The organism is Metabacillus lacus (assembly GCF_009674805.1).
GTDB classification, from domain to species: Bacteria; Bacillota; Bacilli; order Bacillales; family Bacillaceae; genus Metabacillus_C; species Metabacillus_C lacus.
The window spans coordinates 1-13,201 of record NZ_WKKI01000070.1 but is presented as its reverse complement, the minus strand read 5'-3'; the positions used below and the strand labels follow the sequence as shown (position 1 = coordinate 13,201).

Here is a 13,201-nt window from a genome sequence, read left to right as displayed (position 1 = left end):
TCCTTTATTAGAAGTCACGGATAACGTGGGTTTAGCTTCTAGTTTAGGAGATTTTTTTGCATTCGTCCATAAAAAATCCCCCTATAATTTCAATTAATAGAGGGTAATTAAATTGATCTTTTGGCCTGTGGATACATATGCAATGATAGTGGAGTTTCTCCGTTTAATTAAGTATAGTGGCTTGAAAAGGCGTCTCCCTAAACTGAAGCAGCTGAACAATGAGAGTACACTAACCGGTCTGAATTATGGTAAAGAGAGTTTATCACCTCTTCTTAGAACAATTCAAATAGGAGCTCGGAATAAGGACATTCCGAGCTCCTCTTATGTTCTAATCAATTTAAGCACGCAGCTGCTGATACATTCACCATCAGCGGGTATGAAGGAAACAGGGTAATGCTGTTACACTCTAAGCTTGGAAAATGCTTTTTCTACTGCTTCCACAGTTTTTGTAATATCTTCATCACTGTGAGCTGTGGATAAGAAAAGCCCTTCAAACTGAGACGGAGGAAGAAATACTCCTTCGTTGGCCATTTCCCTGTAGTAAGCAGCAAAGAAATCGAGATTGGAGCTCTTTGCTTGTTCATAATTTGTGACTTCTTCATCAGTAAAGAAAAAACCAACCATAGATCCAGCTCTGTTCTGGCTGTGGGGAATATCATATTTTTCAGCTGCTTTAGCAAGACCTTCTTGAAGCATGTCTGCTTTTCGCCCGAACTCCTGATATGTTTCCGGAGTCAGCTGAATCAGCGTTTCATATCCGGCTGTCATGGCAAGAGGATTCCCTGATAACGTACCGGCCTGATAGATCGGACCGCTTGGTGCCACTCTTTCCATTATTTCAGCCCTGCCGCCGTAAGCACCCACCGGCAGTCCGCCTCCAATCACTTTGCCCAGGCATGTCAAATCCGGCGTAACTCCAAAGTAGCCCTGAGCACATTGATAATCCACCCTGAAGCCTGTCATGACTTCATCAAAAATTAACAATGCTCCGTACTCTTCCGTTATGCTGCGGAGACCTTCAAGGAAGCCTGGCTGAGGCGGCACAACCCCCATATTTCCAGCTACTGGTTCAACAATCACACCAGCAATATCTTCTCCGAACTGCTGAAATGCGTAAGAAATGCTTTCAAGATCATTATAAGGAACAGTAATTGTATTTTTTGCAATGCCTTCCGGGACACCAGGACTGTCAGGCAGACCTAAAGTTGCAACCCCTGATCCTGCCTTAATCAACAGTGAATCACCATGCCCGTGATAGCAGCCTTCAAACTTTACAATTTTATTGCGTCCTGTATAGCCTCTTGCAAGCCGCAAAGCACTCATCGTGGCTTCAGTACCCGAGCTTACCATTCTGACTACTTCGATAGAAGGAACTCTGTCAATAACAAGCTTGGCCAGCTTGTTTTCCAGCACAGTTGGCGCACCAAAGCTTGTTCCTGACTCTACGACTTTTTTCAGGGATTCTACCACTCTGTCATTTGAATGGCCATGAATCAGAGGTCCCCATGACAGTACATAGTCAATATATTCATTGCCGTCAATATCATATATCTTGGAGCCTTTTCCCTGTTCCATAAAAATAGGATCCATCTGGACAGACTTGAATGCACGAACAGGACTGTTGACTCCGCCCGGCATGAGCTTCAGCGCTTCCTGATAAGCACTTCTTGATTTATCATAACTGCGAGACATATAGCTATACCCTCTTTCTATTCATTGTCTTTAAGCCATCTTGCTGCATCTTTTGCAAAATACGTAATGATTAAATCGGCTCCTGCGCGTTTCATGCCTGTCAGCATTTCCAGGACGATTGCCCTCTCATCTATCCAGCCATTCTCAGCAGCTGCCTTAATCATTGAATATTCTCCGCTGACATTATAGGCTACGAGGGGCAGGTTATGCTGATTTTTCACATCACGAATGATATCCAAATAAGCCAGTGCAGGTTTAATAATCAGGAAATCAGCACCCTCTGCTGTATCTGATTCTGCTTCCCGCAAAGCCTCCAGCCTGTTGGCCGGATCCATTTGATAGGTTTTTCTATCTCCGAATTGAGGTGAACTATGTGCAGCATCCCTGAATGGACCATAATAGGCGCTGGAATATTTCACCGCGTAAGACATCACAGGCACATCCTCAAAGCCTGCTTCGTCGAGAGCACTCCTGATTGCTGCGACAAATCCGTCCATCATATTGGATGGAGCGATAATGTCAGCGCCTGCTTTCGCCTGGCTGACGGCTGTTGCTGCCAGAAGCTGCAGAGTTGGATCATTCAGTACTTTTCCTTCCTTCACAATGCCGCAGTGGCCATGATCGGTGTACTGACAGAGGCAAGTATCAGCGATCAGCACAGTATCTGGAAACGCTTCTTTTAACTGTGAAAGAGCGCGCTGAACAATCCCGGTATCACAATAGGCCTGTGATCCGACTTCATCTTTTTCAGCAGGAACACCGAACACGATGACAGATTTGATGCCCAGATCAACAGCTTCCTGAATTTCTTCATTCAAATAATCGAGAGATACCTGATAAACCCCCGGCATGGATGCAACAGGATACTTCTTGTTTTGACCCTCCAGAACAAAGATGGGATAAATAAAATCTTCTGGATGGAGATGCGTTTCTCTCACCATCGCTCTCATATTTCCGCTTACCCTCAAGCGGCGGTGGCGATTATAATGTCCATTCATCATATTTCCTCCTTTGAAACCGCTTTAATGATCTCCTTGACCATTGCTTCCATTGTATATTCATTGGGCTGAATGCAGGTTAGCCCGTATTTTTTAAGAGTTTTGCCTGTCACTGGACCAATCGCTGCAAAACATATAGAATTCAGTTCTGACTGCAGTCCGAGCTTATGAATGATCTCCATAAAGCTGTTTACTGTGGAAGAACTGGTAAATGTTGCGATATCCAGTTTTTTATCAGACACCAATTCACCAATTTGCTCTTCCGCAGCCTCATTATGTACGGTTCTGTAAATTGTCAGTTCTTTCGCGCTCATGCCTGCATGAGACAGCTCAGTAAGAAGTACAGATCTCGAAAGACTTCCTCTAATAATCAGCACCCTGCTTCCTTCCCCCGCATGGGCAATCAGGCTTTTCGCGAGTTCTTCGGCAACAAATTTTTTCGGAACCAGATCTGCTTGGATGCCTGCTTTCTCAAGAGCTGCTTTGGTCTTATTTCCTACTGCTGCAAATTTAACGCATGACAGTGCTTCTGCAGGCACGCTCGCTTTCTTAAGCAATTCCTGAAAAAAGCGGACACCATTGATGCTTGTGAGAACTATCCAATCATATGAAGCCGCTTCTTTTATCAGCATCAAAACTTCCCTGCTGATAATACCCTGAAAATAAATAAGCGGCGCTGCGACCGCAGCGCCGCCGGCTTTTTCTATTAACTCTGTCAAAGCTCCCGCTTGGCTTTGCTCTCTGGTTACCAGCACCGTTTTTCCTTTTAACGGCTGCTGCTGCATTACTGATCCAGCCCTTCTTTCACCGAAGCAATCAAATCCTTTGCCCCCTGCTCAATCAGCATTTCAGAGAGCTCTTCACCGACAGCGTGCGGGTCAATTCCTTTAACAGTTTCTTTATAAATCACTTTGCCGTCCGGAGATCCTACCAGCCCTGTTAATTCTATTATCTCATTTTCTATTGTCGCATATCCAGCAATAGGCACCTGGCAGCCGCCCTCCATTTTGTGCAGAAATGTTCTTTCTGCTTTTACAGTTAAATCTGTGTTCCGATCTGTGAACCTTGCCAGCAGCTCCAGCAGCTCCGTGTCATTTTCCCGGCATTCAATTGCAAGAGCTCCCTGCCCCACTGCTGGCAGACACACTTCCGGCTCTAAATATTCCGTCACGACTTCCTTGCTCCAGCCCATTCGAGACAGTCCGGCTGCAGCCAGAATAATCGCATCATATTCACCATTCTCAAGCTTTGCAAGGCGGCTGTCGATATTGCCCCGTATCCATTTAATAGTGAGATCAGGACGTTCCGCCAATATTTGCGAGCTTCTTCGAAGGCTGCTCGTGCCGATAACTGAACCAGCCGGCAGCTGCTGAAGGGAAAGCTTTTCTTTTGAAATCAAGGCATCTCTGTGGTCCTCTCTGTACGGCACAGAGCCAATGACAAGGCCGTCTGGCAATAAAGACGGCATGTCCTTCATGCTATGAACAGCCATGTCTATTTCCCCATCATACATGGCCTGTTCTATCTCTTTCACAAACAAACCTTTTCCCCCAACTTTTGAAAGTGTTACATCAAGAATTTTATCCCCTTTAGTGACAATTTCCTTGACTTCAAACTGGAAAGGAAGCCCCAGCTCCTTCAACTGATCTATCACCCAGTTGGTTTGTGTAAGTGCAAGCTTGCTTCGTCTGGAGCCAACTACTATTTTCCGCATAAAAATCCTCCCAAATTACAGGTTGTGTTATGAAAACAAATGAAAACGGGATAAATTTCCCAGCAAGAAGAAATTCACCAACACCGTTAAAAAGCAGATAATGTTTAAGAAGGCAATGGATTTCCCCTGCATGCCCTTCACGATACGGCTGTAAAAATACCAGCCATAGGCAAAGAGAATGCCGAAGGAGCCAAGAACCTTTGGGTCATACCAGTGAAAATTCGGCTCTGTGAGATACGCCCAAATAATGCCCAGTATTAAACCAAGCAGGAGCATAGGGACGCCAATAACTGTCAGGATGTATGCCATATGATCCAGTTTAGCCAAATCGCCTATTCTAAGAAGCCTTTTTCCCCACTTTTTTTTCTTTAATAAATTATATTGAATCAAGTATAACAAAGAAAAAACGAATGAGAGCGAGAATGCTCCATAGGATAAAATTGCAATCGTAATATGAATCAGCAGAAGCTCAGAAATGAGCTGCCCGCTTATTTCCGGCGTGTAATGCCTGGAAGGCGCAAAAGTATGAATGGACAGCATGATGAAACCCAGAACATTTGTAAAAAAGACAATAAAATCAACCCGCAAAAAACGGTTTAGAACAAGTGACAGGGTAACAAGAATCCAAGTATAAAAGTATAAACCGTCTCCTATGCTCAGTACCGGAAAACGATCAAGGACAAACATCTCATAAAACAAAAAAATTGTTTGTGAAACCCAAACAATAGAAAGCAACCAGAAGGCTGCACGGTTTGCCTTCCGGTTGTTGTGAAGAAAATCTATGAAATAAAGCAGCACACATAGTGCATAAAGGATAATCGTAAACTCATTTAACCTGCCTAATGTCATCTCAATCATAAGGTATCCTCCTCCCTTATGACTGAAGAGAAATGATCGGCTGGATTGCTGCTTTCGCTTCCTTCTCTCCTGCTCTCTTCATTTGTTCTGAGCTCTTCTGTCTCTCAACCTCTTCTTCTATAGAGAAGATATCAATAAATAACGCGAGAGAATCGGAAGCATCAGGTTCCCCGGCCATTTCCTTGACTTTCAGGATAGGATCACGAAGCAGCTGATTAATAATGCTTTTCGTGTGTTTGTTAAGCACTTTCTTTTCGCGTTCAGAAAGGTTAGGCATCTTTCTTTCAATGCTCTCCATTGTATCAGCCTGAATGCTGAGCGCTTTTTGTCTCAGTGCGGATATAACTGGAACTACCCCGAGCATATTCAGCCAGTCTTTAAAAGACACTATTTCAGCTTCTATCATAAGTTCAATCTCTGCTGCTGCAGCTTTTCTTTCTTGAAGATTTGCCTCAACAATATCTTCAAGATCATCTATATCGTACAAAAATACACTGTCAAGCGTGCTCAGCTCCGGATCCAGGTCACGCGGCACTGCAATGTCCACCATGAACAAAGGCCGCCCTTTTCGGAGTTTAGAAACACTCTCCATCAGTTCTTTTGTTACTACGTATTCATTTGCACCTGTAGAGCTGATTAAGATATCAGCATTCACCAGAGCGCATTGCAGTTCATTCATGCCTCTTGCAGTACCATTAAATTTCGAGGCAAGGTTTTGTGCTTTTTCAACTGTCCGGTTCAATACCGTTACTTTTTGAGCACCGCTTCCGTGGAGATTTTGAACAGCAAGCTCTCCCATTTTACCGGCGCCTAGTATCAATACTTCCCTTGAAGACAAGTCTCCAAAAATCTTTTTGGCCAGTTCAACAGCTGCATAGCTGACTGACACTGCATTGGCTCCTATATCTGTCTCGGAATGACCTTTTTTAGCGACCGTAACAGCCTGCTTGAACAGGTGATTAAAAACAGTCCCAATTGTCTCTTCTTCCTGAGCCAGCAAAAAGCTGGAACGAATCTGCCCAAGTATTTGTGTTTCTCCCAAAATCATTGAATCAAGTCCGCATGCTACACGGAACAAATGCTCAACCGCTCCATCATTTTCATAGAAGGTTAGGAATGGAGAAAAGTCCTCTTTTTCAATGCCGAACCAATCTGCTAAAAAGGCTTTCGTATAATAGCGGCCCGTGTGAAGCTGATCAACAACAGCATATATCTCAGTCCTGTTACATGTGGAAACAATGATATTTTCCAAAATGCTTTTCTGATGCTTCAGCGCTGTCATCGCTCCACCGATGTCGTCTCCATTAAAACTTAACTTCTCACGAATTTCGACAGGGGCGGTTCTATGGTTTACTCCGACTACGAGGATATGCATTTGTTTGTTACCCCCCTATTTCTGTAATCAATACTATTATTATACCACCTGTCACATATGTGATATTTAGTAAATGTGAACAGATCATGAAAGTCTATGGTAAGATAAAATAAGTGCTTAAAATCAATCAAAATACCCAACATGTACAATACCAGAAAAAGCCTGTTTCATCAAGTTAACCAACTTATATAGAGGTGTTTCCTATGAGAAGAGCTTCAGCATTTTCCGCGTTTGCATTGACAGGCACCGGCATTTATTTCCTGATACAAAATATGGAGCTTCAGCTGTTTGAAAATCAGCACTCCTGGCAGGTTTTTATCATGATTATCGGCGGTGCATTCCTATTTCATTCCTTTAGAGACAAGGATACAGCTTTTTTACTGCCAGGGCTGCTTTTGACAGGTTTTGGCGGCTATTTTTTGCTGCTTGGCAAAGTGAGCTGGCTTCCTTCTTTTCCCGCTGCTCTTCTTCTGATTTCAGGAGTCAGCCTTCTCGCTGCGGGGGCAAAACAAAAATCAGGCTATCAAAATGGCATGCTGCTGGTACTGCTTGGTACGTTTCTCTACTTTTTCACAGGTATTGTAAACTGGCTTGTATCCATCAGTCCTCAGTTGGCAGCTGTTGAGAAATATTGGCCGATCCCCCTGATTATTACTGGTTTTTACTTATTATTCTTAAAAAGAAGGTAAATATACATTCAGGTTTAATGCTTTAAAAATCAGGGAATTAGATGCACGTATTGCGGACTCTAAAAGGCATGTACCTCTGCCGTGAAAGGATAATGTTATGTTTCAGGCACTTTTGATTTTTTTCCTGCAGATTATTTTTGTTCCAGTCCTAACCATGAGAACGATTCTTCTGGTAAAAAACCAATCTAAGGCTGCAGCCGGTGTGGGACTTCTGGAAGCAACAATCTATATATTCAGTGTAGGAAACGTATTTCAGGATTTAACAAACTTTTGGAATATTGGAGCTTATGTTCTCGGTTTTGGCATCGGGCTGCTTCTTGGAGGAAAGCTGGAGAGAAAACTGGCTATAGGCTATATTACATATAACGTAAGCCTTCTGGACAGAAGCGAGGAGCTTGTCAATGCATTGAGAGCTGCCGGTTTCGGCGTAACTGTTTTTGTAGGTGAAGGAATGAATTCAGAGCGCTACAGGCTCGATGTGGTTGCCAAGCGGTCCCGCGAAGCTGAACTGCTGGATATCATAGAGTCAATTGCTCCTAAAGCGTTTCTTTCTTCCTATGAAATCCGGTCATTTAAAGGCGGTTATCTGACAAAGGCAATGAAAAATCGGACAGCTGCATCCAGTAAAAATCAAACAGTTGAGAAATAATAAAACTCCTTTCAGGATTTCCTGAAAGGAGTTTTGTTCGTCCGGCCTGCCTTTTTACAGGCAGGTTTTTTTATTTATGCTTTGTCAATAAAGAGATGGCTGCCCAGGCCTTATCTTTCCCTAATCCTGTTTCTGAGGAAAACAGAATGAGATGATCTGATTTGTCCATGTCCAGCGTATCTCTTACTACTTTTAAATGCTTCTCCCATTTACCTTTTGGGATTTTATCTGCTTTTGTAGCAATGATAATCACCGGAATGCCGTAATGCTTAAGAAAATTATACATCATCACATCATCATTTGAAGGGGAATGTCTAAGATCCACAATCAGAACAACAGCCTTGAGCTGCTCTCTATTGATCATATATTGCTCTATCATTTTTCCCCAGGCTGCCCGTTCAGTTTTAGACACTTTGGCATAACCGTAACCGGGAACGTCTACAAAGTGCAAAACTTCATTGATGATATAAAAATTTAGAGTTTGCGTCTTTCCAGGCTTGGAGGAAATGCGTGCTAAATTTTTTCGGTTAAGCAATTTATTGATAAAGGAAGATTTTCCTACATTCGATCTTCCTGCCAGCGCAATTTCAGGCAAATCTCCCTGTGGATATTGCTCTGGTTTTACTGCACTTATTACGATTTCAGAACTCGTTACTTTCATTGTTTCTCTCCTGTCAATGCATGTAATAACACTTCGTCTAAATGAGAGACAGGAATAAAGGTCAGGTCATTTCGGACACTTTCAGGTATGTCATCAATATCCCGTTCGTTATCTTTAGGAAGAATGACTTTCTTTAAACCGGCTCTATGGGCACTTAATGTTTTTTCCTTAAACCCTCCAATTGGCAGGACTCTGCCTCTTAAGGTGATTTCTCCTGTCATGCCGACTTCTTTACGGACAGTACGCCCTGTTAATGCAGAAATCAGCGCGGTTGCCATTGTGATGCCTGCGGATGGGCCATCTTTAGGGACAGCACCTTCCGGAACATGAATATGAATATCGTTCTTTTCATGAAAATCAGGATCAATGTTCAATTCTTCTGCCCTTGAGCGGATATAGCTGAACGCCGCCTGTGCAGACTCTTTCATCACGTCTCCCAGTTTACCTGTTAATATCAGCTTTCCTTTACCCGGAGACAGAGATACTTCTATTGATAAAGTATCGCCGCCAACTGTGGTATAAGCAAGGCCGGTAGCTACCCCAACCTGATCTTCCAGCTCTGCCTGCCCGTATCGGAACTTTTCTTTTCCAAGAAATTCATGAAGGTTTTTATTTGTGATGACAATTTTCTTTCTGTCATTGGTCACAATCATCTTTGCTGCTTTACGGCAGATGGCAGCAAGCTGCCTTTCCAGTCCCCTGACGCCTGCTTCCCTCGTATGGTAGCGAATGATGCTTTGCACTGCCTCTTCCTTTAATTGAAGATGTGCTTTTTTCAAACCGTGCTCATCCATTTGTCTGGGAAGTAAGTGGTCTTTGGCGATATGGATTTTTTCCACTTCCGTGTAACCTGCAATTGTGATAATTTCCATTCTGTCACGCAATGGCCCAGGTATGGTCGCAAGGTTATTTGCCGTAGCGATAAACATCACCTTGGAAAGATCATAGGTTTCCTCTATATAATGATCGCTGAAATTATGGTTTTGTTCGGGATCCAGCACTTCCAGCATGGCCGAAGATGGATCGCCCCTGAAATCACTGGACATTTTATCAATCTCATCCAGCAAAAATACCGGATTAATCGTTCCAGCTTTTTTCATGCCCTGTATAATTCTGCCCGGCATAGCACCCACATAAGTTCTCCGGTGTCCGCGAATTTCAGACTCATCTCTTACACCGCCCAGCGAAATTCTGACGAAATTTCGGTTAAGGGATTTTGCCACAGATTTGGCAAGCGATGTTTTCCCGACTCCTGGAGGTCCTGCCAAACAAAGGATTGGCCCTTTTAAAGAATTTGTCAGCTGCTGAACTGCAAGATACTCAAGGACGCGCTCCTTCACCTTTTCAAGACCATAATGCTCTTCATTCAGAACATCTTCCGCAATGTTAACATCTATGCGGTCTTCTGTTGCATTGCTCCATGGAAGGGAAACAAGCCACTCAATGTAATTTCTGATAACTGCGCTTTCAGCAGAACTGGAAGGCACTTTTTCATAGCGCTCCAGTTCCTTTAACGCCGTTGCTTTCACGTGTTCAGGCATATTAGCTTCTTCAATTTTTTCCGTAAGTGAAGAAACTTCGCCGGTCTTGCCTTCCTTATCACCGAGCTCTTTCTGGATTGCTTTCATTTGTTCACGAAGATAGTATTCCTTTTGCGTCCGCTCCATTGATTTTTTTACTCTCTGCCCGATTTTCTTTTCGAGCTGAAGCACTTCTCTCTCATTATGAATGATTGAAATTACATGGTTAATGCGCTCTTTTACCTCGATGGTTTCAAGAATTTCCTGTTTTTCTTTCAGCTTGATAGGCAGATGAGAAGCAATGATATCCGCCATTCTTCCAGGCTCGCTTATATCTGATACTGTCGCATACGTTTCAGAGGATATCTTTTTGGAAAGCTTTATGTACTGCTCGAAGTATTCAAGCATTGTTCTCATTAAAGCTTCATCTTCAATATCCTTCAGTTCCCGCTCCTCAATCACTGAAAGCTTTACCGTTGTATGATCTTCATGCTCGCGAAAATCCTGAATTTCCGCTCTGTTAATTCCCTCCACCAGCACTCGAATGGTTCCGTTTGGAAGCTTGAGCATTTGCTTGATTCTTGTCAGAGTTCCAATATCGTAAATATCTTCCCTTGCCGGTTCATCTATAGATATTTCTTTTTGAGTAGATAAAAAAATCATCTGATCATCCATCATTGCTTTCTCGAGTGCCTGAACAGATTTATCCCTGCCCACATCCAAATGAAGGACCATCGTAGGATAAACTAACAGACCTCTTAATGGAAGGAGGGGAACAATCAATTCTTCTGAATTTGCCATAAGACGTGCACCTCCGCGACTTTTAGTTTGAACAATTGTTGCATACCGGGTTTTTGTCCTTGTACAATTCTATCCTATTCTTATCACACTGTCTAATTTACCGTCATGTAGGTAGTATACCCGTTACACTCCCTTTGAAAAAGTAAATGCGGCAGTTTATTTATCTTATGCATCGTCTTCTTGAAGTAGGCTGTTTTCCGCCAATTCATCACAAAACACAGGTCCAAAGAGCTCCGGCAAGCAAGTATTTTCAGCGGCACTCTGCAGAAAGCCAATATAAAAAGGGCCCAGGAAAGGCCCCTTACACAGATTCCTGATTGATAAAAGGAAGCGGTGAGCTTATATTCAGATTTTCTTTTGATTCTGATGGAGGATTGACCAGTGCAAGATCAAACACTTCCTGCAAATGAGTGACTGGAATGATGTTGATTCCATCAATCTCGCTCATAATTGACTGAAGATTTTCCTCCGGTATAATCACTGTTTCAGCACCTGCCAGCTTGGCTGCTTTAATCTTAGGTATCACACCGCCAATTGGTTTTACATTTCCATGAATGCTGATTTCACCAGTCATTGCTACTTTATTGCTGATCGGAATTCTGTGAATGGCTGAAAAAATGCCTGTTGCCATTGCGATTCCTGCAGAAGGGCCGTCAATGGGAACGCCTCCGGGAAAGTTAACGTGAATATCATAATCTGAAGCACAAATCCCCATAGACCTTAAAACAGTCATAACATTTTCAATCGACCCTTTTGCCATGCTTTTTCTTCTGATAGATTTTCCTTTATCACCGATGCTTTCTTCTTCGACGATGCCAGTGATATTGATTGTTCCTTTTTCCTTTTGTGCAGCAATGACGGTGACTTCTATTTCCAATAATGCTCCTGAGTTAGGGCCAAAAACAGCCAGGCCGTTTACCAGACCTACTTTTGGTTCAGGCAGCACTTTTCTCTCATATCTTGGAGTAAGCTGGCTTGATTGAATCACCCATTCAATATCTCCAACCTTCACTTCCTGACGTTCTTCTGTAATGGCCATCCCTGCAGCAATTTGCATCATATTGACAACTTCCCGTCCGTTTCTCACGTAATTAGTCAATATCTGCAATGCCTCACTGCCGGCTTCCATATTCAACTTTTTCACAGCTTTGGACGCCACGATTTCCAGCTCTTCCTGCTCCAGATCTCTAAAGAAGACTTCCACACATCTGGATCTGATGGCAGGCGGAATCTCGTTCGGCGTTCTGGTTGTGGCTCCAATTAATCTGAAGTCTGCAGGAAGCCCGTTTTGAAATATATCATGAATATGATTCGGTATTGAAGTATTTTCTTCATTATAATATGCACTTTCCAAAAACACTTTTCTGTCTTCCAACACTTTTAGAAGTTTGTTCATTTGTATAGGATGAAGCTCTCCAATTTCATCTATAAACAGAACACCGCCATGCGCATGTGTGACAGCGCCCTGCTTTGGCTGGGGAATACCTGCCTGCCCCATTGCGCCGGCTCCTTGATAAATAGGATCATGAACAGACCCGATCAGCGGATCCGCTATTCCTCTTTCATCAAATCTTGCTGTTGTTGCATCCAGTTCGATGAAGACCGCACTTTCCTTAAATGGAGACTTACTAACTTTCTTTGCTTCCTCAAGTACCAGCCTGGCGGCAGCTGTTTTGCCCACACCGGGAGGACCGTAAACAATCACATGCTGCGGATTAGGTCCGCACAGTGCTGCTTTTAAAGCTTTAATTCCATCCTCCTGGCCGACTATATCTGAAAAGGATCTAGGTCTTACCCTTTCGGCTAAAGGCTCCGAAAGCTTAATAGCTCTCATCTTGCGAAGCTGTTCCATTTCTTTCTTTGACTCACGATCTATTGAAACTTTTTGGGTTCTCTGGCTTTTTAACAGGTTCCAGAAATAAAGCCCGATGATAATGCCAAAGAATAATTGAATAAATAAAGCTATGCTGGTCCAACTCATTGGAGGTCCCTCCCGCTACATAGTGTGTATGTAAATTTGCTGTCATGACTGTTCAATGAAGCAATGTCTGATGATAGGTAGTATCTCCGAGGATGAGTTGGAATAAACGTTGGCGGCGGCATTTAGTTTTTATTGGCAATCGTAAAATTCATTACCTTCGTCTGCCCCAGCAGTTGACCCGCTCATAATCGAGTAGGAGGGGGTGACTAACCCCCGACCTCTCACACCACCGTACGTACCGTTCGGTATACGGCGGTTCAATT

At 43.2% G+C, this 13,201-nt stretch carries 11 protein-coding genes; 2 read left to right on the top strand and 9 right to left on the bottom strand.

Annotated features, from left to right (window positions below):
• Positions 1-399 precede the first annotated feature (399 nt).
• The 6 genes from hemL to hemA are packed head-to-tail and all read right to left on the bottom strand — an operon-like array spanning position 400 to position 6,637.
• Positions 400-1,692, bottom strand: coding sequence for a glutamate-1-semialdehyde 2,1-aminomutase (gene hemL / locus GJU40_RS19270; RefSeq protein WP_154309683.1), 1,293 nt, complete (start codon positions 1,690-1,692; stop codon positions 400-402).
• A 17-nt stretch (positions 1,693-1,709) separates the two neighbouring features.
• On the bottom strand, positions 1,710-2,693 hold the full coding sequence (hemB, locus tag GJU40_RS19265; RefSeq protein ID WP_154309682.1) for a porphobilinogen synthase: 984 nt from the start codon (positions 2,691-2,693) through the stop codon (positions 1,710-1,712).
• Positions 2,690-3,475: a uroporphyrinogen-III synthase gene (locus tag GJU40_RS19260; RefSeq protein WP_154309681.1), complete on the bottom strand. Its 786-nt coding sequence runs from the start codon at positions 3,473-3,475 to the stop codon at positions 2,690-2,692. The genes hemB and GJU40_RS19260 overlap by 4 nt, the downstream gene beginning before the upstream one ends.
• A complete protein-coding gene (gene hemC / locus GJU40_RS19255) occupies positions 3,475-4,404 on the bottom strand; it encodes a hydroxymethylbilane synthase (RefSeq protein WP_154309680.1) in 930 nt (309 codons plus the stop codon). Before hemC ends, GJU40_RS19260 begins: the two co-directional genes overlap by 1 nt.
• A 27-nt stretch (positions 4,405-4,431) precedes the next feature.
• Positions 4,432-5,262 carry a cytochrome C assembly family protein gene (locus GJU40_RS19250; RefSeq protein WP_154309679.1) on the bottom strand — a complete coding sequence of 277 codons (831 nt, stop codon included), beginning with the start codon at positions 5,260-5,262 and terminating at the stop codon, positions 4,432-4,434.
• A 16-nt stretch (positions 5,263-5,278) separates the two neighbouring features.
• Entirely contained in the window at positions 5,279-6,637 is a 1,359-nt protein-coding gene (gene hemA / locus GJU40_RS19245) for a glutamyl-tRNA reductase (protein ID WP_154309678.1), read from the bottom strand.
• 203 nt (positions 6,638-6,840) lie between these two features.
• Here hemA and GJU40_RS19240 point away from each other — a divergent pair, with 203 nt between their 5' ends.
• Both GJU40_RS19240 and GJU40_RS19235 read left to right on the top strand, forming a co-directional pair.
• Complete coding sequence (locus GJU40_RS19240) at positions 6,841-7,326, top strand: LiaI-LiaF-like domain-containing protein (RefSeq protein WP_154309677.1); 486 nt, start codon at positions 6,841-6,843, stop codon at positions 7,324-7,326.
• Positions 7,327-7,423: 97 nt separating this feature from the next.
• Positions 7,424-7,975: a DUF2179 domain-containing protein gene (locus GJU40_RS19235; RefSeq protein ID WP_154309676.1), complete on the top strand. Its 552-nt coding sequence runs from the start codon at positions 7,424-7,426 to the stop codon at positions 7,973-7,975.
• A 70-nt stretch (positions 7,976-8,045) separates the two neighbouring features.
• On the opposite strand, the gene yihA is transcribed toward GJU40_RS19235, so the two are convergent.
• The 3 genes from yihA to lonB all read right to left on the bottom strand — a co-directional run bounded on the left by yihA (position 8,046) and on the right by lonB (position 12,938).
• Entirely contained in the window at positions 8,046-8,636 is a 591-nt protein-coding gene (gene yihA, locus GJU40_RS19230) for a ribosome biogenesis GTP-binding protein YihA/YsxC (protein ID WP_154309675.1), read from the bottom strand.
• Positions 8,633-10,957, bottom strand: coding sequence for an endopeptidase La (gene lon / locus GJU40_RS19225; protein WP_154309674.1), 2,325 nt, complete (start codon positions 10,955-10,957; stop codon positions 8,633-8,635). The genes yihA and lon overlap by 4 nt, the downstream gene beginning before the upstream one ends.
• A gap of 301 nt (positions 10,958-11,258) precedes the next feature.
• A complete protein-coding gene (lonB, locus tag GJU40_RS19220) occupies positions 11,259-12,938 on the bottom strand; it encodes an ATP-dependent protease LonB (protein WP_154309673.1) in 1,680 nt (559 codons plus the stop codon).
• Positions 12,939-13,201: the final 263 nt, after the last annotated feature.